General features: G+C 70.1%; 22 protein-coding genes. 13 read left to right on the top strand and 9 right to left on the bottom strand.

Features of this window, described 5'->3' with window-relative positions:
- Window positions 1-14: 14 nt before the first annotated feature.
- Entirely contained in the window at window positions 15-1,535 is a 1,521-nt protein-coding gene (locus IFU11_RS10970; protein ID WP_086472654.1) for an ABC transporter substrate-binding protein, read from the bottom strand.
- A gap of 247 nt (window positions 1,536-1,782) precedes the next feature.
- Here IFU11_RS10970 and IFU11_RS10975 point away from each other — a divergent pair, with 247 nt between their 5' ends.
- A complete protein-coding gene (locus IFU11_RS10975; protein WP_228501437.1) occupies window positions 1,783-2,343 on the top strand; it encodes a TetR/AcrR family transcriptional regulator in 561 nt (186 codons plus the stop codon).
- Window positions 2,344-2,439: 96 nt separating this feature from the next.
- Here IFU11_RS10975 and IFU11_RS10980 read toward each other — a convergent pair whose 3' ends face one another.
- Window positions 2,440-3,570, bottom strand: a complete 1,131-nt coding sequence (locus tag IFU11_RS10980; protein WP_192018973.1) for a VanZ family protein — start codon at window positions 3,568-3,570, stop codon at window positions 2,440-2,442.
- 36 nt (window positions 3,571-3,606) lie between these two features.
- Window positions 3,607-4,020, bottom strand: a complete 414-nt coding sequence (locus tag IFU11_RS10985) for a hypothetical protein (RefSeq protein ID WP_191940056.1) — start codon at window positions 4,018-4,020, stop codon at window positions 3,607-3,609.
- A 39-nt stretch (window positions 4,021-4,059) separates the two neighbouring features.
- Here IFU11_RS10985 and IFU11_RS10990 point away from each other — a divergent pair, with 39 nt between their 5' ends.
- Entirely contained in the window at window positions 4,060-4,659 is a 600-nt protein-coding gene (locus tag IFU11_RS10990; RefSeq protein ID WP_192018974.1) for an NAD(P)H-dependent oxidoreductase, read from the top strand.
- Between the two features lie 266 nt (window positions 4,660-4,925).
- On the opposite strand, the gene IFU11_RS10995 is transcribed toward IFU11_RS10990, so the two are convergent.
- The gene (locus IFU11_RS10995) at window positions 4,926-5,663 is read right to left on the bottom strand and encodes a FadR/GntR family transcriptional regulator (protein ID WP_064295407.1); all 738 of its coding nucleotides are present in this window, start codon (window positions 5,661-5,663) and stop codon (window positions 4,926-4,928) included.
- Between the two features lie 227 nt (window positions 5,664-5,890).
- Between IFU11_RS10995 and IFU11_RS11000 the strand changes: the two genes are divergently transcribed.
- The 8 genes from IFU11_RS11000 to IFU11_RS11035 all read left to right on the top strand — a co-directional run bounded on the left by IFU11_RS11000 (window position 5,891) and on the right by IFU11_RS11035 (window position 14,888).
- A complete protein-coding gene (locus IFU11_RS11000; RefSeq protein WP_229940051.1) occupies window positions 5,891-7,270 on the top strand; it encodes an MFS transporter in 1,380 nt (459 codons plus the stop codon).
- Window positions 7,267-9,051, top strand: a complete 1,785-nt coding sequence (locus tag IFU11_RS11005) for a dihydroxyacetone kinase family protein (protein WP_192018975.1) — start codon at window positions 7,267-7,269, stop codon at window positions 9,049-9,051. The genes IFU11_RS11000 and IFU11_RS11005 overlap by 4 nt, the downstream gene beginning before the upstream one ends.
- A complete protein-coding gene (locus tag IFU11_RS11010; protein ID WP_064295405.1) occupies window positions 9,048-9,518 on the top strand; it encodes a ribose-5-phosphate isomerase in 471 nt (156 codons plus the stop codon). Before IFU11_RS11005 ends, IFU11_RS11010 begins: the two co-directional genes overlap by 4 nt.
- Window positions 9,518-10,303: a triose-phosphate isomerase family protein gene (locus IFU11_RS11015; protein WP_192018976.1), complete on the top strand. Its 786-nt coding sequence runs from the start codon at window positions 9,518-9,520 to the stop codon at window positions 10,301-10,303. Before IFU11_RS11010 ends, IFU11_RS11015 begins: the two co-directional genes overlap by 1 nt.
- Window positions 10,300-11,097, top strand: coding sequence for a sugar phosphate isomerase/epimerase family protein (locus tag IFU11_RS11020; protein ID WP_192018977.1), 798 nt, complete (start codon window positions 10,300-10,302; stop codon window positions 11,095-11,097). The genes IFU11_RS11015 and IFU11_RS11020 overlap by 4 nt, the downstream gene beginning before the upstream one ends.
- Window positions 11,094-11,966, top strand: a complete 873-nt coding sequence (locus IFU11_RS11025; protein WP_079704514.1) for a phosphogluconate dehydrogenase C-terminal domain-containing protein — start codon at window positions 11,094-11,096, stop codon at window positions 11,964-11,966. Before IFU11_RS11020 ends, IFU11_RS11025 begins: the two co-directional genes overlap by 4 nt.
- Window positions 11,967-12,187: 221 nt before the next feature.
- The gene (locus IFU11_RS11030; protein WP_064295403.1) at window positions 12,188-12,940 is read left to right on the top strand and encodes an SDR family NAD(P)-dependent oxidoreductase; all 753 of its coding nucleotides are present in this window, start codon (window positions 12,188-12,190) and stop codon (window positions 12,938-12,940) included.
- Between the two features lie 10 nt (window positions 12,941-12,950).
- Window positions 12,951-14,888 (top strand): hypothetical protein, encoded by a 1,938-nt coding sequence (locus IFU11_RS11035; protein WP_192018978.1) that lies wholly within the window; start codon window positions 12,951-12,953, stop codon window positions 14,886-14,888.
- 241 nt (window positions 14,889-15,129) lie between these two features.
- On the opposite strand, the gene IFU11_RS11040 is transcribed toward IFU11_RS11035, so the two are convergent.
- The gene (locus IFU11_RS11040) at window positions 15,130-15,645 is read right to left on the bottom strand and encodes a GNAT family N-acetyltransferase (protein WP_192018979.1); all 516 of its coding nucleotides are present in this window, start codon (window positions 15,643-15,645) and stop codon (window positions 15,130-15,132) included.
- 219 nt (window positions 15,646-15,864) lie between these two features.
- Here IFU11_RS11040 and IFU11_RS11045 point away from each other — a divergent pair, with 219 nt between their 5' ends.
- Window positions 15,865-16,143, top strand: a complete 279-nt coding sequence (locus tag IFU11_RS11045; protein ID WP_138945899.1) for a hypothetical protein — start codon at window positions 15,865-15,867, stop codon at window positions 16,141-16,143.
- 10 nt (window positions 16,144-16,153) lie between these two features.
- On the top strand, window positions 16,154-17,482 hold the full coding sequence (locus IFU11_RS11050) for an MFS transporter (RefSeq protein WP_192018980.1): 1,329 nt from the start codon (window positions 16,154-16,156) through the stop codon (window positions 17,480-17,482).
- An 11-nt stretch (window positions 17,483-17,493) separates the two neighbouring features.
- Here IFU11_RS11050 and IFU11_RS11055 read toward each other — a convergent pair whose 3' ends face one another.
- Window positions 17,494-18,504, bottom strand: coding sequence for a diacylglycerol/lipid kinase family protein (locus IFU11_RS11055; protein WP_192018981.1), 1,011 nt, complete (start codon window positions 18,502-18,504; stop codon window positions 17,494-17,496).
- A gap of 170 nt (window positions 18,505-18,674) precedes the next feature.
- Here IFU11_RS11055 and pdxY point away from each other — a divergent pair, with 170 nt between their 5' ends.
- On the top strand, window positions 18,675-19,523 hold the full coding sequence (pdxY, locus tag IFU11_RS11060; protein ID WP_079704522.1) for a pyridoxal kinase PdxY: 849 nt from the start codon (window positions 18,675-18,677) through the stop codon (window positions 19,521-19,523).
- A gap of 461 nt (window positions 19,524-19,984) precedes the next feature.
- On the opposite strand, the gene IFU11_RS11065 is transcribed toward pdxY, so the two are convergent.
- Genes IFU11_RS11065 through IFU11_RS11075 form a run of 3 tightly spaced genes read right to left on the bottom strand, consistent with a single transcriptional unit; the run spans window position 19,985 to window position 22,809 of the window.
- Entirely contained in the window at window positions 19,985-21,493 is a 1,509-nt protein-coding gene (locus IFU11_RS11065) for a PucR family transcriptional regulator (RefSeq protein WP_192018982.1), read from the bottom strand.
- Window positions 21,490-22,545 carry a DUF917 domain-containing protein gene (locus IFU11_RS11070; protein WP_192018983.1) on the bottom strand — a complete coding sequence of 352 codons (1,056 nt, stop codon included), beginning with the start codon at window positions 22,543-22,545 and terminating at the stop codon, window positions 21,490-21,492. The genes IFU11_RS11065 and IFU11_RS11070 overlap by 4 nt, the downstream gene beginning before the upstream one ends.
- A 9-nt stretch (window positions 22,546-22,554) precedes the next feature.
- The gene (locus IFU11_RS11075) at window positions 22,555-22,809 is read right to left on the bottom strand and encodes a DUF1016 N-terminal domain-containing protein (protein ID WP_191941209.1); all 255 of its coding nucleotides are present in this window, start codon (window positions 22,807-22,809) and stop codon (window positions 22,555-22,557) included.
- Window positions 22,810-22,816 lie beyond the last annotated feature (7 nt).

The raw sequence follows: 22,816 nt of genomic DNA on the forward strand, positions 1-22,816 counted from the left end.
CCGGGATCAGCGGACTACTTCGGCTGGATGTCGTAGATGGACGGGTACGCGTTCGTCGGGATCATCTTGACGGTCGTGTTCGCGTCCGTCGCGAAGCTGCCCTGCACCCGGTAGAAGGGGGCGAACCAGGCCTGCTCGACGATGTAGGCGTTGAGTTCCTTGGCGACCTTGCCCTGCGTCGCCTCATCGCCGTACTGGATCTGCTTGATGTACTCGTCGACCTTCGGGTCGTCGTACTTGAAGGGGTTGAAGACGGCGTTCGGGGCGATCATGAACTGGATGAGCTGCCAGTCCGGGTTCTGCTCCAGCGCCATGAAGGAGACGGGGAACTTCGGGGCCAGGAGGTCGGCGATGAAGTTGTTGCCCGGGTCCGTGTACTCGGCGGTGATCCCGACGTCGGCCAGCTGCTGCGAGATCAGCGTGTAGGTGGTGGCGCCGAGCACGGTGGAAGAGGGCATCGAGAGCGTCAGGCCGTCGGCGTAACCCGCCTCGGCGAGCAGCTCCTTGGCCTTCTCGGGGTCGTAGCCGTAGCGGTCGTCGAGCGACTTGTCGTAGGCGGGGGAGTTCTCCGGGAAGACCTGACCCGTGACCGTGCCGTTGTCGTTCTGCAGCGCCTTGAGCAAGGCAGGGCGGTCGAACGCGTAGTTGATGGCCTGGCGGACGCGGACGTCGGCGATCGCCGGGTTCATCGTGCCGGCGCGGTCGAGGAGGAGCATGCCCTGGAAGTCGAGCTCGTTGGCGTTGACGGTCCAGCCGGCGCCCTCGACCTCAGCGAGGTTGTCGTTGTTGGCGAGCTTGATGCCGTTGACCTCGCCCGACTTGACGGCGTTGAGGCCGGCGGTCGCGTCCTGGAGGACGTTGATGGTCAGCTTGTCGTAGTGCTGCCAGTCCTTGTTCCAGTAGTCGGGGTTCGCGGTGTAGCTGTAGCTCGTGCCGGTGACGGTCGCGGCCGTGTCGAGCACGTACGGTCCGGAGCCGACGGGGTTGGTGGCGAGGTCGGGGCTGTCGAACGACTCCGCGCTGGCGATCAGGCCGGGGTCACGGGTGAGGTAGTTGAGCATGGCCGGGTCCGGCGCGCTCAGCGTGATGACCACGGTGGTGTCGTCGGGGGCAGCGACGGAGGCGACCCCGGCGAAGTATCCGGCGTCGGGGGAGGTGCCGGTCTTGAACCGCTCGAGGTTCTGCTTGACGACGTCGGCGGTGAGCTTCGACTTGTCGGTGAAGGTGACGTCGTCGCGGATCTTGAGCGTCAGGACGGTGTTGTCGTCGTTGTACTCGTAGGAGGTCGCGAGCGACGGGACGATCTCGCCGTCGGCGGTGGCGACGAGCAGGGTGTCGAAGACGGCCTGGTAGAAGGGCGAGCGGTTGCCCCACTCGGAGCCGGCCGGGTCGAACGTGGTGGGGGGAGTGATCGCACCCAGGATCAGGGTGCCACCGGAGCCGCTGTCAGAGCCGGAGGTGCTACCGGAGCATCCGGTGAGCACGAGTGCAGCAGCGGTGACCGCGACGGCTGCGGTCGTCTTCCATCGGAACATCTTTGTCCATTCGCTGTGAGCAATCCCTCATCGGATCGCTGGTGATTGAGGACGCTAGCATGAAACCCGAGTGGTCACTAGCTTTTTGTTTTCGGCCATGTCACAGTTGGATCACGACCAGGCCGCGGCGTTCGACGGGGAACGCGCTATCGTGAAGCCGTCCGAAGGGGGAGGTCGTCCGATGACATCGGTCAAGACCGGGAACAAGCCGCAGGGGAAGCCCCGCGGTGCATATGCGAAAACCGGTATGAAGCGCGTCGCGATCCTCGACGCCGCGCTCGCCGTCTTCGCCAACGGGGGATACCGCGCGGGTTCGCTTCGGGAGGTGGCCGCGCAGGTGGGGATGAGCGAGGCCGGACTCCTGCACCACTTCCCGAACAAGAGCGCGCTGCTCGCCGCCGTGCTCTCCCACCGCGACGACCTCTCGGCGACGCTCGTGCCGATGGACGGCGATGACCCGATCGAAACGCTCCGGGGGTTGGTCGCACTCGCCCGCTACAACGCTTCCGTGCCCGGCGTGGTCGCGCTCTACTGCACGCTCTCGGCGGAGGCGACGTCGCCCGACCACCCGGCGCACGACTACTTCGTCGAGCGCTACGAGGGCACGCGCGGGCGGCTTGAGCGCACCTTCGGGCTGCTCGTCTCCGCAGGACGGGTGCGGGCCGACTTCCCCACCACCAGCGCGGCCTTCATGACCCTCGCGCTCATGGACGGCCTGCAGGTGCAGTGGCTGCTCGCACCGGAGTCGGTCGACATGGCGGACGAGCTCCACGCCTTCCTGTCGGGGCTCCTCGGCTCCGAGCTCTAGGCGCCGAGCGGCCGGCGCGGCAGCAGGAGATCCGCCTGGGGACAGGCGCCTTCGAGCGAGTGGGTCCTGCTCCGGCGTTGATCTCCTGCTGTCGCGCTACGGCGTGGTCGTGCGGGCGTCGCGCAGGTCCGCGCCGACGGAGACGTACGAGACGCCGCGGCGGTGCCGGGTGAACGGGACGGAGACGACGGCCGTGGTGACGATGATGAAGCTGAGGATCCCGATGATCCCGACGATCGTCTGGGTGAGGCCGCTGGTGGCGTCGGGTATCTGCGCGGCGGTCGTCGTGGCGATGTACGGCAGGGCCACGACGGACCCGCGGTAGAGGCGGCGGGCCGCCGATCCACGGCCGTCCGACCACTGCGGAGCGAGCCAGACGAGGCGCTGCCCGAGCGACGCCCCGCTCCCGATGAGCGCCGGCAGGACGATGACGAGGACGACCGTGCCCGCGCCGATGCTGAGCACCTCGGGCAGCGTCGGGTCGTTGGCGGTCCCGGTCGCTCCCGTGAGCAGGACGCGTGGGACGACGAACACGAGCGACAGCACCGTGATCGAGAGGTTCACGGCGAACGCGTCGAGCACCATGCCGAACCAGCGTCGCCAGACGGTGATGGGTCGCGCCCGGTCGCGAGTGGCACGAAGGGCTCGCGCGCTCGGCATCCACCCGAGGACGATCGGAGCGATGAGTGCTCCGATCGCGGCACCGGCCGTGTTCGTGATCACGTCGTCAACGTCGGCCACCCGGTAGGCGCATTCGTACAAGCCCCAGATGCCCGTGTACTGCGTCGACTCGATCAGGAGGGAGACGAGCGCCCCGAGCAGGATGGAGACACCGAGCCCGCGGTTCCAGTACCGCCGCGCGATGGCGCCGAACGGGATGAACAGGATCACGTTCAGGACGACCTGGAGGAACGCGTGGCTCGTCAGGGTGCTCAGGACGGAGAGCCCGGCGGTCTCCCGTGCGATGTCCCCGATCGAGTGCCCCGGGATCAGCTCGAGTGCTCCGTGGGCCGTGCTGCAGTTCGCGCGCTCGTCCGGCAGCGGCAGCAGCGTGTACGCCACGAGGGCCACCGCGTAGACACTGACCGCCGCAGCGCCGATCACCCGGGGGAGCGACATCTGGCCGTAGCGACGGAGCTGCACGAGCAGGATCGGGCCGAGGACGGCGAAGAAGATCAGCGTGCCGCCGACGAGTCCGACCCACGCCTGCCATGTCCATCCGCTCATTCCGACAACTGTAGGGCGCTCGCCGCGCCGTCGGCATCAGTCGGCGGACGGACCCCGGTCATCCTGCGGAGGGGCCTGCGCGACCCGGTCACGTGCCGTGCGTCGAGCATGCTTGCGCGCGTCATACTCCCGTTTGCGACGGAGCCTCCGGACGTCCCTGTCCTCGCGGGTCGGAGGTACTCGCGGTACGAGCCCTCGTGCGACCCGGATGAGGTAGCCGGTGCCGGTGAGGAAGAGTGAGGCCCCTCCGAGGATGGCGACGACGGCGCCGATCCATGCCATCCACACCGGTTTGGGGCGAGCGACACCGGTCGTGTCGAACAGCGGCTGCCCCCAGAGTTCCGTGATCATGGCGATGACGGCGACGGCGATCACCCCGAGGCCGAGCAGTGAGATCACGGCGATGGTGATGATCCCGGATGGTCGCCAGCGCTCTCGGATCCTCCCCATGGGACGAGTGTAGAACGTGGATACCCGCGATGATGGAGTGTGCCGACGCTCATCGTGACCACCCATCCCGACCCCGACTCCCTCACCCATCACCTCGCCCAGCGGCTTGCCCAGGAGCTGCGATCGACCTCGGACTCGACCAGCGTCGAGGTCGCGGACCTGGCTGCGGAGGGCTTCGACCCGCGGTACACGCTCGCCGACCGTCACACCTACCGCGTCGGCGGTGACTTCACCCCGGACGTGGCCGCCGAGCAGGAGCGGCTCGACCGGGCCACCGACCTCGTGCTCGTCTTCCCGGTGTACTGGTGGTCGGCGCCCGCACTCCTCAAGGGTTGGTTCGACCGCGTGTTCGTCAACGGCTGGGCGTTCGGCCTCGAAGCGGACGGCGGGATCGTCCGGAAGCTCGACCGCCTGCGCGTGCACCTCGTGCCGATCGCTGGTGACGACGCCGGGGTGTACGACCGCCACGGCTACGAGCAGGCGATGCGGACGCAGCTCGAACACGGCATCGTCGACTTCTGCGGCGCTCGCCGCGGCGTGACGACCTTCGTCCACGACTCGGAGGGCGAGGACGCCGATGCGCGGACGCGGGCGGTGGAGGCCGCGGTGGACGCGGTCGTCGGAGCGATCCGCGCCTGAGCGCCCTTCGACAAGCTCAGGGACCGGACCCGGTCACTGAGCCGAACCCCGGTCACTGAGTAGCCCCCTCCGGTCACTGAGCTTGTCGAAGTGCGGCCCCGGACGGGATCCAGTCTCTGAGCCGAACCCCGGTCACTGAGCCGAACCCCGGTCACTGAACCGAACCCCGGTCACTGAGCCGAACCCCGGTCACTGAACCGAACCCCGGTCACTGAGCCGAACCCCGGTCACTGAGCCGAACCCCGGTCACTGAGCCTGTCGAAGTGCTACGCCGTGAGGGTGCGGTTGAGGCGCTCGGTCGCGGTGTCCATGTGGTGCTGCATCGCTGCCGTGGCCGCGGCGGGGTCGCCCGACATGATCGCCTCGTAAACGGCCTCGTGCTCCTCGAAGGCGCGCTGTGCGTCGACGTCCTCGTGGATGCCGCGCTCCACCCAGATGCGGAGGAGCGAGCGGATGCTCTGCAGGAGGTCGGACAGCACGCGGTTCCCGGTGGCCGAGGCGAGCTCCAAGTGGAACTTGAGGTCGGCTTCGATGAACTTGGTGCGGTTGGCACCCGCCTCGCTCATCGCGGTGAGGTGGTTGCGGAGCCGGTTGCGTGCCATGTCGTCCATGCGCGTCGCGGCGAGGCCGGCGGCGAAGACCTCGAGCTGCCCGCGCACCTCGATGAGTTCGCGGGTCCGTGGTTCGCCGAGCATGAGGCCCCAGCTGAGTGTCTCGGGGAGGAGCTCGGAGACACTGCCGCGGAGGTAGGTGCCGCTGCCCGGGCGGACGTCGACGACGCCGAGGATCTCGAGCGCCGCGAGTGCCTCTCGGACGGCTGAGCGCCCGATGCCGAGGGACGCGGCGAGCTGACGTTCCGGTGGGAGGCGGGTCCCCGGGGCGATCTCACCGCTCGTGAAGTGGTCGAGCAAGCGCTTCGCGACGGCGGAGACGGCGGATCCCACGGCGACCGGTCCGAGGCTGGACGAGATGTCGTCGGTCGGCCGATCCGGGAACGCAGGCATGGGTTCACTGTATCGCGGCCCTTCGACAAGCTCAGGGACCGGGAGGGGTGCTTCAGGGACCGGGTGGGGTGCTTCAGGGACCGGGTGGGGTGCTTCAGGGACCGGGAGGGGTGCTCGGGGGACCAGCGATGCTTGAATTGGTCAACCGGTTGATGTATCGTTCATTCCGGTCCGGCCCGGACCACGCCCTGCCCGCGGCATCGATGCCGCCCACCCGAGGAGTCATAGTGGACACCACCGCCCCCGCGGCCAATCCGGCTGTCGAGCGATCAGCCATCCGGAAGGTCTCGATCCGTCTCGTGCCGTTCGTGGCGCTGATGTTCTTCATCAACTACCTGGACCGCACCGCGATCGGGTTCGCCGCCCCCAACGGCATGAACGAGGACCTCGCGCTCTCCGCCGCCCAGTTCGGCTTCGCGTCCGGCGTCTTCTTCATCGGCTACATCCTGCTCGAGGTGCCCAGCAACCTCGCGCTCAACAAGTTCGGTGCCCGCCGCTGGCTCGCCCGCATCATGGTCACCTGGGGCATCGTCGCGGTCCTGTTCACCTGGGTCGCCAACTTCGAGCAGCTCGCGATCCTCCGCTTCGTGCTCGGTGTGGCCGAAGCCGGCTTCTTCCCCGGCGCGATCCTCTTCCTGAGCCTCTGGGTCCCGGCCAAGCACCGCAGCAAGATCCTCGCCCTCTTCTACCTGGCGCAGCCGCTCACCACCGTCATCGGCGCACCCCTCGCCGGATGGCTCATCGGCCAGCACGGCGTGTTCTTCGGCCTCGAGGGCTGGCGGTTCATGTTCCTCGGCGTCGGGCTCCCGGCCATCCTCATCGGCGTCATCGCCTGGTTCTACCTGAAGGACCGCCCCGCGGACGCCAAGTGGCTCACCACCGAGGAGCAGGTCTGGCTCACGGCGGCCCTCGCGCACGAGAAGGCCACCACCGAGCAGAAGCAGGGCCACGTCAGCCTCAAGCACGCGTTCACGAGCGGTCGCGTCTGGATGCTCGCGTTCATCTACTTCGGCTTCATCTACGGCCTCTACGCGCTCGGCTTCTTCCTCCCCACGATCATCGAGGGCTTCCAGGAGACGTTCGGGACCGAGTTCAACGTCATGCAGAAGGGCCTCATCACGGCGATCCCGTACGTGCCGGCCGCCATCGCCCTGTACTTCTGGTCTCGTGACGCGACGCGTCGTGGCCTGAAGACCTGGCACATCGTGATCCCCGCGATCGTCGGCGCCGTGAGCATCCCGCTCGCGCTCTTCGCCAACTCGCCCGCCCTCACCATCGCGATCATCGCGGTCACCGCCATGGCGATCTTCGCCGCGCTGCCCAACTTCTGGACGCTGCCCACGCAGTTCCTCACCGGTGCGGCAGCGGCTGCCGGCATCGCGCTCATCAACACGGTCGGCAACCTCGCCGGGTTCTCGGCGCCGTACATCACCGGTGCCGTCGCGGACCTCACCAAGGTCGGCGACACCCCGCAGTACGTCGTCCCGATGTTCATCGTCGGTGGCTTCATGATGATCTCCGCGACGCTCATGGTGATCCTCTCGAAGCAGCGGAGCTCTCGCGAGCTGCGCGTCTCGCACGACGACCTCACGGGTAAGACCCGATGACACGCCTCTTCAACGATCCGGCGGACTTCGCCGACGAGATGATCGACGGCTTCGTCGCCGCGAACCGCAACCAGGTCCGGCGCGTGACCGGTGGCGTCGTCCGGAGCACCCGGACGCCCGAGGGCACGGTCGCGCTCGTCATCGGCGGAGGCTCCGGCCACTACCCGGCGTTCGGCGGCATCGTCGGCCAGGGCCTCGCTCATGGCGCGGCGATGGGCAACCTGTTCGCGTCGCCGTCCGCCCACCAGGTCGAGTCGGTCGCGAAGGCGGCGCAGCGTGGCGGCGGCGTCCTCCTGAGCTACGGCAACTACGCGGGCGACGTGCTCCACTTCACCCAGGCGCAGGACGCGCTGAACGCGGCGGGCATCCCCACCCGCAGCGTCGCCGTCACCGACGACATCTCGAGCGCGCCCCTCGCCGAGAAGCACAAGCGTCGCGGTATCGCGGGCGACCTCACCGTCTTCAAGTCCGCTGCCGCCGCGGCCGAGGCGGGCTACGACCTCGACGAGGTCGTCCGCGTCGCCACCCACGCGAACGAGCGCACCCGATCCTTCGGCGTCGCGTTCAGTGGCTGCACCCTGCCGGGCGCGACCGAGCCGCTGTTCACCGTGCCCGAGGGTCGCATGGCGGTCGGCATGGGCATCCACGGCGAGCCCGGCATCGACGAGACCGACGTGCCGACGGCCGATGAACTCGCCACCCTGCTCGTCTCCTCGCTGCTCGCGGAACTGCCCGAGGGTGTCTCCGAAGCCACGGGCGCTCGCGTCGGCGTCATCCTCAACGGGCTCGGCTCCGTGAAGTACGAGGAACTGTTCGTCGTCTACCGTGCGGTCGCGGCGCAGCTCGAGGCCGCAGGGGTGGAGATCGTCGATCCCGAGGTCGGCGAGCTCGTCACGAGCTTCGACATGGCCGGCGTCTCGCTCACGCTCTTCTGGTTGGACGAGGAGCTCGAGGGCTTCTGGGCTGCCGGTGCCGACACCCCCGCCTACCGCAAGGGCGTCGTCGCAGCGGCCGAGCAGCTCGACCCCTCGGAGCTCGTCGCCGAGACGGCTGCCGAGATCCCCGAGTCCACCGACGCGTCCCGGGCCGCCGCCGCGGTCGTGGTCGAGGCCCTCGACGCGCTCGTCCAGGTCATCGACACGAACGTCGAGGAGCTCGGACGGATCGACGCCGTCGCGGGTGACGGCGACCACGGCATCGGCATGCAGCGCGGTGCTCGTGCCGCCGTCACCGCCGCGCACGCCGCCGCCGATGCCGGGGCCGGTGCCCACACCGTCCTGCACCTGGCCGGCGACGCCTGGGCGGACCGCGCTGGCGGCACCTCCGGCGCCCTGTGGGGCCTCGCGCTCCGCTCGGTCGGAACCGCCCTCGGCGACGAGGTCGCACCAGGCCGCACCGACGTCGCGACCGGCGTGCAGGCCGCGGTCGACGGCATCATGTCGTTCGGCAAGGCCGAGGTCGGACAGAAGACGATGGTCGACGCGCTCGTGCCGTTCACCACCACCCTGAGTGCAGCCGTCGCCGACGGTTCCGACCTCGTCACCGCCTGGACGACCGCCGCTGCGGCTGCCTCCACCGCTGCCGCTGAGACCGCGGACCTCCTGCCGAAGATGGGCCGCGCCCGACCGCACGCCGAGAAGAGTCTCGGTACCGTCGACGCCGGTGCCTACTCGTTCGGCCTGATCGTCACGGCGATCGTCCCCGTCCTCGAGCGCGCCGGCGGCACCACTGCACCGGACGGCTCCACCAGCACCACCACCAACGAAGGAGTACACGCATGACCGATCAGCTGCGCATCGTCATCGGCTCGGATGACGCCGGGTTCGACTACAAGGAGATCGTCAAGCGCGACCTCGAGCAGCACGACGGCGTCGCCTCGCTCGTCGACGTGGGCGTGGACGCCGATGGCCACACCGCCTACCCGCGGGTCGCGATCGCCGCCGCGGAGCTCGTCGCGTCCGGCCAGGCCGACCGCGCGCTCCTCTTCTGCGGCACCGGTCTGGGCGTCGCGATCGCCGCCAACAAGGTCGCCGGTATCCGCGCCGTCACGGCACACGACAGCTTCTCCGTCGAGCGCGGTGTCCTCAGCAACAACGCGCAGGTCCTGACGATGGGCCAGCGCGTCATCGGCATCGAGCTCGCCCGCCGCCTCGTCCGCGAGTGGCTCACCTACCGCTTCGACGAGACCAGCGCGAGCGCCGAGAAGGTCGCCGTCATCGGTGAGTACGAGGCGACGGGCTCCTGCTGATGACCACCCCGTCCCCGTCGGCCGTGCCTGCGTCTACCGCGCCCCGCGTGGTCGGCGTGAGCCTGAAGATGTACTTCGGCCACGCGCAGACCCTCGAGTGGATCGAGCAGGTGGGCGCCTTGGCCCGTCGGCACGAGGCCGTGGTCGATGGTCGCGTGCGACTGTTCGTCATCCCCGGCTACCTCGCGGTCGTGCCCTCGGTGGCGGCCCTCGCCGGGACGGGCGTGCTGGTCGGAGCACAGGACCTCGCGAGCGCGGACCGTGGTGCGTTCACCGGTGAGGTCGGCGGCCCCGAGCTCGCCGAGGTCGGCGTCGCCGTGGTCGAGGTCGGCCACGCGGAGCGCCGCTCCCTCTTCGGCGAGACCGACGAGGTCGTCGCCGAGAAGACCGCCGCGGCCCTCCGCAACGGCCTCTCGCCGGTCCTCTGCATCGGCGAGGTCGAGCGCACGACGCCCGAGGCGGCTGCGACGGAGTGCGTGCGCCAGCTGGACTCTGCGCTCGCGGATGCCGTGGCGGGACCGGTCATCGTCGCCTACGAGCCCGTGTGGGCGATCGGTGCGGCTGAACCCGCGTCTGCCGAGTACGTGCGAGCCGTCGGCGCGATCCTGAAGCAATCGATCGCAGAGCGGCCCGACCGGGTCGGCAGCTCCGTGATCTACGGCGGCAGTGCGGGTCCCGGTCTGCTGACCGCCCTCGGTGACGACGTCGACGGCGTGTTCCTCGGACGCTTCGCCCACGACGTCGCGGCGCTCGAGGCCGTGCTCGACGAGGCGGCCCGCGCATGATCGGCTTCGGCACCTACACCTTCTTCTGGGAGGGCTCCGAGCTCGCACCCGAGCGCTTGAGCGTCATCGGCATGATCGAGCGCACGGCCGAGGCCGGCGTCGAGCTCTTCCAGATCTGCGACGACGCCCGCATCGAGTCGATGTCCGACGATGAGCTGCGCCAGATCGCCGAGGTCGCCCGCGAGCGCGGGGTCACCCTCGAACTCGGGACGAAGGGGATCGCGGTCGCGCACCTCGAACGCTTCCTCCACATCGCCACCGTGCTGGGCGCGAAGCTCCTCCGCAGCATGGTCACGTCCGGCGACGACCGGCCGTCCCACGCGGACGCCGTCGATCGACTCCGCGCGGTGCTCCCGGCGTTCGAAGCGGCCGGCGTGACGATCGCGCTCGAGACCTACGAGCAGCTGTCAACGCAGGAGCTCGTCGACCTCGTGACCGCCGTCGACCACGCGAACCTCGGCATCTGCCTCGACCCCGCCAACACCGTGGCCCGGCTCGAGCACCCGAGTGACGTCATCGAGCGCACCGCTCCGTACGTCCGGAACATCCACGTCAAGGACTTCGCGTTCACCCGCCGGGGCGGCTGGGTCGGCTTCACCCTCGAGGGCGCCCCGCTCGGCACCGGCCTGCTCGACTACCCCGCCCTCACCGCCGTCGTCCGACCGGACGAGCGCGGTGTCAACCAGATCATCGAACACTGGCTCCCGCTCGGCGACTCCATCACGGAGACGATCGAGCTCGAGCGCACGTGGACCGCACACAACCTGCAGTACCTGAGAGAAGGAAGATCATGACCGACACCACCACCGTCGCGGACCAGCTCACCATCGCCGTCATCGGCGCAGGCGGCAAGATGGGCATGCGCGTCTCCAACAACCTCGTGAAGACCAGCCACACCGTCTTCTACAGCGAGGTCTCGCCCGCCGGCCAGGAGCGCGTGACCGAGGCCGGTCGCGAGCTCACCGAGACCGACGCGGCCGTCACCGACGCCGACGTCGTCATCCTCGCCGTCCCGGACCTCGCCCTGAAGGCCGTGTCCGCCGGCGTCGTCCCGCTCATGAAGTCGGGCGCCGTGCTCCTCACGCTCGACCCGGCCGCCGCGTACGCGGGTCTGCTGACGCGTCGCGACGACGTCATCCAGGCCGTCACGCACCCCTGCCACCCCTCCGTCTTCGTCGAGCGCCACACGCCCGAGGAGTACGCGGACACCTTCGGTGGCATCGCCGCCCTCCAGGACGCCATCGCGGCGATCGAGTCCGACGACGCTGAGAAGCAGGCGCAGGTCGAGGCCGTCGTCCGGGCGATCTTCGCCCCGGTCGGCGAGGTCCACTGGGTCACGGTCAAGCAGCTCGCGCAGCTCGAGCCGACCCTCGTGGAGACGATCGCCTGCATGATCGGTGCGCTCCTCAAGGAGTCGCTCGACGAGGCCGTCAACACGATGGGCGTGCCGGAGCCGGCCGCTCGTGCGATCCTCCTCGGCCACACGCAGGTCGCCCTCGCGAACTCGCTCAAGGGCGACAACCCGTTCTCCGACGCGTGCCTCATCGCGATGGACTACGGACGCAGCGCGATCATCAAGGACGACTGGAAGAAGGTCTTCCAGGACGACGAGCTCGACAAGAACCTCGCCGCCATGCTCCACCTCGACAAGATCGAGCGGTAACCCACTTCCCGAACTGTTCGCAGTTCAGGACGTGCCCGGCGCGTCGGCCCGCTCCACCCCCGATCCGGGTCAGCGCGCCGCGGCCGTCCTGAATTGCGAACGCCACATGCGGTCAACCGGTTGTGCCGGATAGGCTGCAGACGATCCGATGCACCACCCGCGACAGCCACTGCGACACCCGCGACACCACCCCCGCAACACCGCACGAGAGACAGGCGACGATGACTGGACGACTTGCAGGAAAGACCGCGCTCGTGACGGGTGCCGGATCGGGGATCGGACGCTCGGTCGCCGAACGGTTCGCGCGAGAGGACGCCGCCGTCGTCTTCTCCGACCGCGACATCCAGGCCGCCCGCGATGCGGCGGCACCCTTCCCGACCGCCATCGCCGTGCGACTCGACATCGCCGACGAAGCGAGCGTCGAGGCCGCCTTCGCGGTCATGGACGCAGCAGGCAAGACCCCGGACGTCGTCGTCGCGAACGCCGGCGTACAGCTCTTCGGCCAGGACGCGAAGATCGCCGACCTCGACCTCGAGGTCTGGCAGCGCACGGTCGACATCAACCTCACCGGCACCTTCCTCACGACGAAGCACGCCGTCCGCGCCATGCTCGGCCGGGGCGGCTCGATCATCCTCACGGGCAGCCCGACCGGTCTCAACGGCGAGGGCGCCGACTTCACGGCGTACAGCTCCACGAAGGCCGGGATCCACGGCCTCGGCCGGACCGTCGCCGCGGCCTACGCCGATCAGGGGATCCGCGTGAACACCGTCGTCCCCGGCTACACGGAGACCCCGCTCGTCACCGCGATCTCCGGCGACCCCGAGTCCCGCGCCGCGATCGTCGGGCGCATCCCGCTCGGTCGTCCCGGCCAGGCCTCGGACGTCGAGGGCATCATGGTGTACCTCGCCAGCGACGAGTCGAGCTTCGCCACCGGAGCGACCTTCCGGGTCGACGGCGGCATGACGAGCCTCTGAGCCGACGATCATGACCTCGCGTTCGGGAACCACCTTCCGCGTCGCATCCGACCTGCTGCTCGACCGCGAGCGCGACGCCCTCGCCGTCGGACGGGGGCCCTGGTCGGCCTCGCTCCGCGGCTCCGAGCTGGACGACATCGCCTTCGACGGCGAGCTCGTGCTGCGCAGCATCCGCTTCGTCGTCCGCGACCAGGACTGGAAGACGCTGCCCGTCATCGTCGACGCGGTCGACCACACGACGAGCGGCCTGGCCCTGCGCGGCCGGGTCGGCGACGACGGCGAGACCGTCGCCTGGTCGCTGTCGGTCGACCTCGGAGCGTCGACGCTGCGGGTCGCCGTCCGGGCCGAGGTGACCGCCGCGTTCCGTCGCGCGCGCATCGGCCTCATCGTGCTGCAGTCACCGGCCCTCGCCGGCACCGAGCTCGTCGTCGGCCACCCGGAGGGGTCCACGACGACGACCCTCCTTCCGGAGCACGTCGCTCCGCATCAGCCGGCGATCCGCATCGAGTCCCTCGCCTGGACCGGCGACCGCATCGCGACCACGGCCCGCTTCAGCGGTGACGTCTTCGAGATGGAGGACCAGCGCAACTGGACCGACGCCTCGTTCAAGACCTACTCGACGCCGCTCTCGTTGCCGTTCCCCGTGGCGCTGACGGTCGGTGACGTCGTGGAGCAGTCCGTCGAGGTCTCCTGTGCGCGGGTCGACGCTGCCGAGCGCGCCGAGGCCCCACTGGCGACGCCGCTCGCCGTGACCGTCGTGCCCGAGACGGAGGTCGCGGTGCACGGAGAAGACCCGGTCCTGGAGTCTGTCGACGGGCGGATCGGCGCGCCACTCGACAGCGTCGTCCCCACGATCTCGACCTCGGTGTCGAGCGACCCCGACGGTGGACGCGCTGGTGCGGTGGTCCCGGACCCGATCGCCGGGATCTTCGTGGAGATCGACCCGACGAACCCGGACTGGCCGGCCATCCTCGACCGCGCCGTGCGCCAGGCCGGCACCAGGCCCCTCGACCTCCGACTCGTGCTCGGGACGGGTGAGGAGGCCGAGCCGGTGCTGCGACGGCTCCGCGAGGCGGCCGTGCCCGTCGTGCGCGTCGGGGCGTTCCATCGCCGTACCCACCTCTCCGAGGTCACGCTGCTGACCGCGCTCGGCGACGTCCTGCAGGCCCTGTGGGGCGAGAGCCCGACGCCGCATCCCGAGCTCGTCGGCGGCACGCGCGCGCACTTCACGGAGCTCAACCGCAACCACGCGCGTCTCGAGCGCTGGGCGGGCCCCGTGGCGTTCAGCATCACGCCGTTCATGCACGACCGCGGCGGGCACCAGCTCGTCGAGTCGCTCGGCATGCAGGCCGTCGTCGTGGCGGACGCTGTCAGGATCGCCGACGGCCGCCCGCTGCACGTCGGGCCGGTCACACTCGGCGCCCGCTACAACGCGGTCGCCACCACGCGGGCGAGCGCGGGTGACTCCCGTGACGCGGAACTCCGCGCGGGCTTCGGCGCGGAGCACGTGCCCGGCGCGACGGACGAGCGGCAGTCGGCTGAGGCGCTCGGCGCCTGGGTCGTCGGCAGTGTCGCGGCCCTGGCCGTCTCCGGTGTCGAGTCGCTGTCGTACTTCGAGGCGACCGGACCGCGTGGGCTCGTCGCGGCCGACGGGCCGCTGACGGCTGCGGGCCGGGCGCTCGGGTGGATCGCCGAGCTCAGCGGACGGCAGCGCGTCGCGGTCGAGATCGGCGGGGTGTCGCCCGGCGCCGGGTCGCCCGTCTCGCCGGCGGGTGTGACCGCGATCGCCGCCGTCGATGGCGCCGGCGAGACCGTCGTGATCCTCGGGAACCTCGGCGAGACACCGGTCCGGGTCGTCCTGACCGGCGCGTCCGAGCCGCACACCGTGGACCTCGGTGCGGGTGCGGTCGCCCGGGTGGTCGTCTCGGGTCCCGTCTCCGGCTCGTAACTCCTGCATCCCGGGCGCGTACCCGGGGCCGGGATGCTCCTGGGCGGTGTTCTGACCGACCAGCAGGAGTTGTGCGCAGAGCATCCGGTCCGAGCTCCTCAGCCGGCAGGACGCCTCGCCGAGCGTCCCGCCGGTTCACAACTCCTGCAGTTCGTCGCGGGAGCGCAGCGGCACGCCGGGGCTGAGCCGATCTGCGAACGTGCGACCGACGCGAGCAGGAGTTGTGAACCGGCGGGAGGGCTCAGGCGAGCGTGCGGCGCAGGATGGCGAGGTCGAGCCAGCGGCCGAACTTCGTCCCGACTTCCGGCAGCAGGCCGACCTGCTCGAACCCGAGCTTCGTGTGCAGGGCGATCGATGCGGTGTTCTCGGCCTCGATGAGGGCGAGCATGACGTGGTGGCCGTCGGCCGTGGCGCGTTCCAGCAGCTCGACCATGAGCGCCTTGCCGAGGCCGCGCCCCTGTGCGTCCGGGTGCACGTACACGGAGTTCTCGACGGTGTGGCGGTACCCGTCCTTCGCGGCGTACGGGCCGTAGCTGCCGTAGGCGAGGACCTCACCCTCGGGGAGCGCGTCGTCGGGGCCGTCGGCGATGGCGACGAGCGCGACCCGGCCCGGCTCCTGGTGGCGGGCGAGCCATGCCTCGCGCTCGGCGAGGTCGGGTGTGACCTCGGTCCAGATCGCGACACCGTTCGCGACGGCGTCGGTGTGGATGGCGAGGACGCCAGGCAGGTCGGCAGGTTCGGCGAGACGGATGCGCATACATCGATCGTAGAGCGCCCTTCGACAAGCTCAGGGACCGGTGGTGTCGGGCTCAGGGACCGACGGTGTTGGGCTCAGGGGTCGGCCGTAGGGAGCCGGGGCGCCCTTCGACAGGCTCAGGGACCGATGGTGTGCGGCTCAGGGACCGATGGTGTGCGGCTCAGGGACCGACGGTGTTGGGCTCAGTGGCCCGGTGCCCGCGACGGGTAGATTCGAGGCATGTCCTCCTCCACTCCGCTCCCGATGGAGCAGCTCACCGCCGTCCTGAACGCCGAAGTCGCCCGCTACGCCGCGCGCGGTTGGACGGTGTCGTCGGTGCAGGGCCAGCAGGCCGTGCTGCAGCGACAGAAGCGCATCGGCTGGTTCTGGAACCTGATCCTGACGCTCATCACCGGCGGGCTCTGGCTCATCGTCGTGATCATCCGCGTCGTGAACCGCAAGGTCGAGTCGCTCATCGTGACGGTCGACGCCTACGGTCGCATCTCCACGCGACGCTGACGGTCGGAGCATGAGCGCGCGCGGCGAGAGCGATTCCCGGGAGACCGACGCCAGAGCTGTGATCGCCGCCGAGCGCGCCCGCGTGCAGCGGCGGACGCTCACGGTCGTCGTCATCAGCCAGGTCCTCGGCGGCGCCGGTCTCGCCGCCGGGGTGACGGTCGGGGCGCTCCTCGTGCAGGACGTCCTCGGCAGCATGAGCCTCGCGGGCGTCGCAGCCGCGCTCCTGACCCTCGGCTCCGCGCTCACCGCCTTCCTCGTCGGGCGCGTCACCCAGCGGCTCGGCCGGCGCATCGGGCTCGGACTCGGATTCGCGGCGGGTGGCGTCGGCGCGATCGGTGTGGTCGTGGCCGCCACCACCGCCCTGGTGCCGCTCCTCTTCCTGTCGCTGTTCGTCTACGGCGCTGGCACGGCCACGAACCTCCAGGCGCGCTACGCCGGCACCGATCTCGCGACCCCGGCCCGACGTGGTTCGGCGATCAGCGTCGCGATGGTGTCGACCACGCTCGGCGCTGTCGCCGGACCCAACCTCGTCGAGCCGCTGGGATCGTTCGCGACCGGCCTCGGGCTGCCGTCGCTCGCCGGGCCGTTCCTCCTCGCCGCGGTCGCCTACCTCGCGGCCGGGACGGCGTTCCTCGTGCTGCTCCGACCCGACCCGTTCCTCCTCGCCCGCCGTCTCGACGCCGAGCTCGCGCAGCTGGAGGTGGAGCGGACCGCTGCGGAGCAGGTGGGGTCGAAGCAGACATCGCCGACGACCGCCGCACGCCCGCGTCCCGGCGTCGGCGCCTACGTCGGCGCCGCGGTCATGGTGGTCACGCAGATCGCCATGGTGGCGGTGATGACCATGACCCCGGTGCACATGCGCGCCCACCACCACGGCCTCGGCGAGGTCGGGCTCGTGATCGGGATCCACATCGCCGCGATGTACCTCCCCTCGCTCGTGACCGGCGTCCTGGTCGACCGCATCGGCCGCACGCCGATGGCGATCGCCGCCGGCGTGACCCTCCTGCTCGCCGGTGTCACGGGAGCACTCGCACCGGCGGACTCGCTCGGCCTGCTCATCCTGGCGCTCGCCCTCCTCGGACTCGGCTGGAACTTCGGGCTCATCGCGGGCACCGCGCTGGTCGTCGACCACACCGTGCCCGCCAACCGGGCACGCACCCAGGGCACGCTCGACGTCCTCATCGCGCTCGCCGGTGCCGGAGCCGGTGTCATGTCCGGCGTCGTGATGGCGGGGGTCGGTTACGGTGCGCTGTCGATCGCGGGCGGCGTGCTCGCCCTCCTGCTGATCCCCGTGCTGCTCTGGGCCCGCCGGGTCACCCCACGCACATCGGTGAGCTGAGGGCGCCCGAGCTACTCCGCCGCAGCCGGAACGCGGACGGTGAGGGCACCCGGCTCGATCCAGGTGTTGATCGCAATGGCCTTGCCGAAGCCGTCGCCGTCGAGTTCGATCTCCTCCGGCTTCGACATCCGGGCGACGAAGCGCTTCGCGGTGCCGTACCGGAGGTCGCCGTCGTCCTTCTGCTTGCCGGCGAGGGCCTTGCCCGCCTTCGTGCGACGGAGGACGCCGTTCACCCAGGCGACCTTCGCCCAGATGCGGATCCACCCGAGGATCCCGCCGGGGCGCATGAACATGAGGTCGAACAGGCCGTCGTCGACGACCGCGTCCGGCAGCAGCAGGATGTTGGCCGGCAGCGAACCGCAGTTGCCGATGATGACGGTGTGGACGGTCGCGCGGGTCTGCGGCTCGTCGTCGATGCGGAACCGCAGGTGCAGTTCGTCGGGGTCGCGCAGCGACTTCACGATCGCGTCGACGTAGGCGGCCCAACCGGCCTTCGCCTTGAGGTCGTCGTCGGTGTTCTTGATCATCTTCGCGTCGATGCCCATGCCGGCCATGACGACGAACACGTGGCGGTCGCGCGAGTGGTCGGCGCGCTCGATATCGATGACGCCGAGGTCGATGGGCTTGTCGTCGCCGGTGAACGCCGTGACGACGGAGCCCGGGAGGTCGTTCAGGGTGAGACTCAGGTTGCGGGCGAGCAGGTTGCCGGTGCCGGAGGGGAGGAGCGCGAGGGGGATCCCGCTGCCCCGCAAGGCCTCTGAGACAGCGCGGACCGTGCCGTCGCCGCCGGCCGCGATGACGAGGTCGACCTTCGCAGCGATCGCCTCGGCGGTGACGCCCTGGCCGACGTCGTCGATGCTCGTCTCGAACCAGAGCGACTCGCCCCAGCCAGCATCGGCGGCGGAGCGGTCGACCGACTCCCGGAGTGCGTCGAGGTCGACCTTCACGGGGTTGTAGATGACGGCGGCGGTCTTGGTCGCCGTGGTGTCGCTCGGCGTGGTCGTGCTCTCAGGAGTCGTCATCCGATCAGCATAGGAGCGGAGACGCGGACGAGGGGGATCCCGCTCACGGGTTGACGCGGCACGTGGGTTCTGTAGGCGGCGGAAGAGTATCGTTGAGTCCTTGCAGGCACCGTCCATGCCCGCCACGAACGCAGTGTCCGCGGCGGCCTCCCCATCGTGATTGCGACATCGTGAAGATCCTCTCCATCCAGTCAGCCGTGGCCTACGGGCACGTCGGCAACTCCGCGGCCGTGTTCCCCCTCCAGCGCATCGGCGTCGAGGTGATCCCGGTCAACACGGTGAACTTCTCGAACCACACCGGGTACGGCGCGTGGCGCGGGCCGCTCATCTCGCCCGAGCAGGTCGGCGAGGTCATCACCGGTGTCGAGGAGCGCGGTGCGTTCCCGCAGATCGACGTCGTGCTCTCGGGCTACCAGGGCGGCGTCGGCATCGGCGACGTCATCGTGGACGCGGTGCAGCGGGTCAAGGCGGCGAACCCCGACGCGCTGTACGCGTGCGATCCGGTCATGGGCAACGCGAAGTCCGGGTGCTTCGTCGCCCCGGAGATCCCCGACCTGCTGCGCGACCGCGTCGTGCCGAACGCCGACATCATCACGCCGAACCAGTTCGAGCTGGGCTTCCTCACGGGCACCGAGCCCGCTTCGCTCGAGTCCACGTTGGCGTCGGTCGAACTGGCGCGCGCGATGGGCCCGTCGGTCGTCCTGGTGACGAGCGTCGAGCGTCCCGACCGCGACCCCGAGACGATCGAGATGCTCGTCGTGGACGACGCCGGTCGGTGGATCGTCCAGACGCCGTTGCTGCCGTTCAAGGCGAACGGTTCCGGCGACGTCACGGCCGCCCTGTTCGCCGCACACTACGGCGAGACCCGCGACGCGAAGCTCGCCCTGGAGCGCACGGCGTCGAGTGTGTTCGACCTCGTCGAGCTCACGTACCGCTCGGGCCAGCGGGAGCTGCAGCTCGTCGAGGCGCAGGAGTTCTACGCGAACCCGCGGATGCAGTTCACCGCGACGGCGGTCTGAGCCGCTGAGGTCCCCTTCCGGTCCCTGAGCTCCCTTTCCGGTCCCTGAGTTTCCTTTCCGGTCCCTGAGTTTCCTTTCCGGTCCCTGAGCTTGTCGAAGGGCGGGGTTGTCCGTGTGCACTTCGACAGGCTCAGTGACCGGGGAAGGTGTCTCGAACGGTTTTCGGTCCCTCAGCTCCCTTTCCGGTCCCTGAGCTTGTCGAAGGGCTGGGTTGTCCGTGTGCACTTCGACAGGCTCAGTGACCGGGGAAGGTGTCTCGAACGGGTTTCGGTCCCTGAGCTCCCTTTCCGGTCCCTGAGCTTGTCGAAGGGCGGGGTTGTCCGTGTGCACTTCGACAGGCTCAGTGACCGGGGGCGGCTCAGTGACCGGGGAAGGTGTGTCGAACGGTTTTCGGTCCCTCAGCTTGTCGAAGGGCGGCACTTCGACAAGCTCAGTGACCAGGGCGACTCAGCGACCCACGCTCACCGCACGGCGCGGCAGGCGAGATGGAGCGCGAGGCGCACCTCGGGATCGGTCATGTCGACGCCGAGGAGCTCCTGCGCGCGGGTGATCCGCGTCGCGACGGTGTTGCGGTGCAACCCGAGCGCGGCGGCCGTCGGTGCGACCGCGGACTCGTGGTCGAGGTAGGCGGACAGTGTCGTCAGCAGTTCACCGTTGCCGGTCTGCAACGGTGCGAGGAGCGACCGCGCCGCCGGGACGAAGGTGTCGTTGTCGGTCCAGGCGAGCAGGAGCTGTTCCAGGCCGAGGCCGTCCACCCGCACGAACCAGCCCGTCGTGGACCGGTTCGCGGCGATGCGCACCGCGTCGGACGCCTCCCCGAGTGACGACGTCAGGCCCGCCGATCCGCTCGCCAGCGATCCGACGGCCGTCGCGACGTTGAACGAGCGTCGCGCCTCGACGTGCAGGTCGCGGAGGGCGGCGATGTACCGCTCGACCTGCGGTGGCTCCGGCGGTTCGGCGAACGTCAGCCAACCGCTCACCCCGCGCCCGCTCGTCGTCGCGTGGGAGTCCACGGCGATCCGCCCGAGTGCGCCGGTCACGAAGCGGAGGAGTTGCAGGGCGTCCACCCGGCTCCGGCCGACGATGCGGAACGCGAGGTGGTAGCCGGTCGTCCGCCAGCCCCGCTCGAGCATGCGGCGTTCGACGTCGGGATCGGGGCGGCCTCGGAGGTCCACGAAGTCCCGCAGGACGCCGGACGACACGGACGCGTCACTGACCTCGGCGACCTCGTCGATGAGGATCCGCGCCGCGACGGCGGGCATGGCGACCTCGGCGGCGACTGCGAGCGCACTCAGTTGTCGGTCGTCGAGGCCGTCCCCGAAGAACGCGACCCGGAGGCCCTCCCGGCTCGGGCTGTCCACCCGGACCGATGCCGCCGCGCCGCGCCCGGCCTTCGTCAGGTCGACCCAGGGGCCGAAGTCGATCGCCGCGTGCACCTCGGACGGCAACCGCCCGCCGGCCTCGAGCAGGACGCCCTCACTGTCGATGAGGGCGATCCCGTGGCCGATGCTCGTCGAGAGGTGGCGGAGGAGGTCGGCCAGTCCCTCGGCGTGGTACTCGATGGACTGCGCGACCTTGCGGACGTACCCGAGGGTCAGGGAATCGCGGGCCTCGACGAGCTGCCAGCACGCCTTCGCGAGCAGCATCGGTCGGTCGACGTGCAGGAGCGAGAAGCCGAGTCGGTCGGCGAGCGCGCGCGTCCCCGCGCCGAAGCCGTCGGCCTCCGGGATCGCCAGGGCGAGGAAGCCGCGATCCCGGGTGCGGCGGACGAGTGCGTCCTGCTGCCATGGCCTCGTGGGTGGGGCTCCGGTCACCACGGCGAGTCGGCCGGCCCCCTCCTCGGGGAGAGCCGCCTCGTTCGTCTCGACCACCACGCCGGCCCAGTTGGCGTCGGCCGGGCCGGCGACGAGCCGCACGCCGCCGTTGTCGGGGTGCGCGAGGAGCGCGCCCAACTGCAGGCGATCGCTCATGCCGTGACCTCGTCGGTCCGGATCTCGTCGAGCTCGTCCAGGCCGTAGGCGGACGGGAGCACATGGCGGAGTCGTTCCGGGGAGCCGGACCACCAGTCCGGACCGTCGACCCGGATGACGGCGACGTGTCTCGCCATCGAGATCGCCGTGACCTCGAGGATGTCCCGCGAGACGGCGTCGACCACGACGATGAGGTCCGGCGCGGCGGCTTCGAGTCGTCCGTCGGTCATGAACGCGAGCGTCTCGGAGCGGGCGACGAGACGGTGCAGCGCACCACTGCTCCCGTCGATCCCGAAGGTGAGCACGTGCGGGTCCCGGGAGTCCGGCTCGATGCTGTTGACCCGTCCCTCCGCGAGGAGCCGTCCACCCAGCGACTCGGCCAGGGCGGTCAGCGGGCCGTCGATCCGTGCGAGGAACGCCCCGCCCAGCTCGAGTGCCCGGGCGGCGTTCCCGACGATGGCGTGCGCGCGGAGGTCGCCGACGGTGAAGCCAGCGAACACCATGCCGCCGCTGCCGCCGGCCTGCACGATCGCCGCGCGGACGACGCGTTCGATGTCGAGAGCACGCTCGGTCTCGACGAGGGCGACCCCGCCGGCACCGGTGTCGCAGGTGACGACGATGCCTGGGACCTCGTCCACGAGGATCGACATCTGGTCGAGCGAGGGGACGGCACGTCCGGTCAGATCAGCGTCGACGATGGTCCGCCCCGCGGCGAACGCGAAGGGGGTCAGCCCGTTGACCCCGCCACCCTCCAACGAACAGATGGCCGGGATGCGGTGTCCGAGCCAGCGCTCCGCGGCCCCGATCAGCCGCCCGAACGGATCCGTGCCGGGCAGGCGCTCGCTGAGCAGCATCGTGGAACCGACGAAGCCGACGGCGAGACACGGGGTCTCCGGGTCGAGGTCGTCGACGCTGTGGAGGTCGAACGGCCAGGCGCGCTCGTCCCGGAGCGCCAGCTCGAGCATCGTCGTCGCGCCGCCACCTCCCGAGCCCAGGATCGCGAACCCCGTCGCCAGGGCGGGGAGGCGATCGCGCTCGAGGAGGGTCGGCATGCCCTCAGCCTAGGCTCGGGAGTCCCTGGTGCTTGAGAAGCTGGTCGGAGCTGCCGTCTCCCGCTCGTGGAGACGCTTCGTGATCTGGTCTGCCAGCACGGATCGGCCGTAGTGGTCATGCACGTCTGTGGCCGCGCACCAGTCGTGCTTCGCCGGGTCGTCGAGTTTGCCGAGGATTTCGATCACATGGCCCCAGGGCAATGCGCCAACGGGCCGTTGGCGAATTGCCGACGGGTCTGGCCATGCCTCAAAGTAGGGACGCATGTAGCGG

Source organism: Plantibacter sp. CFBP 8804 (genome assembly GCF_014841225.1).
Classification (GTDB): Bacteria; Actinomycetota; Actinomycetes; order Actinomycetales; family Microbacteriaceae; genus Plantibacter; species Plantibacter auratus.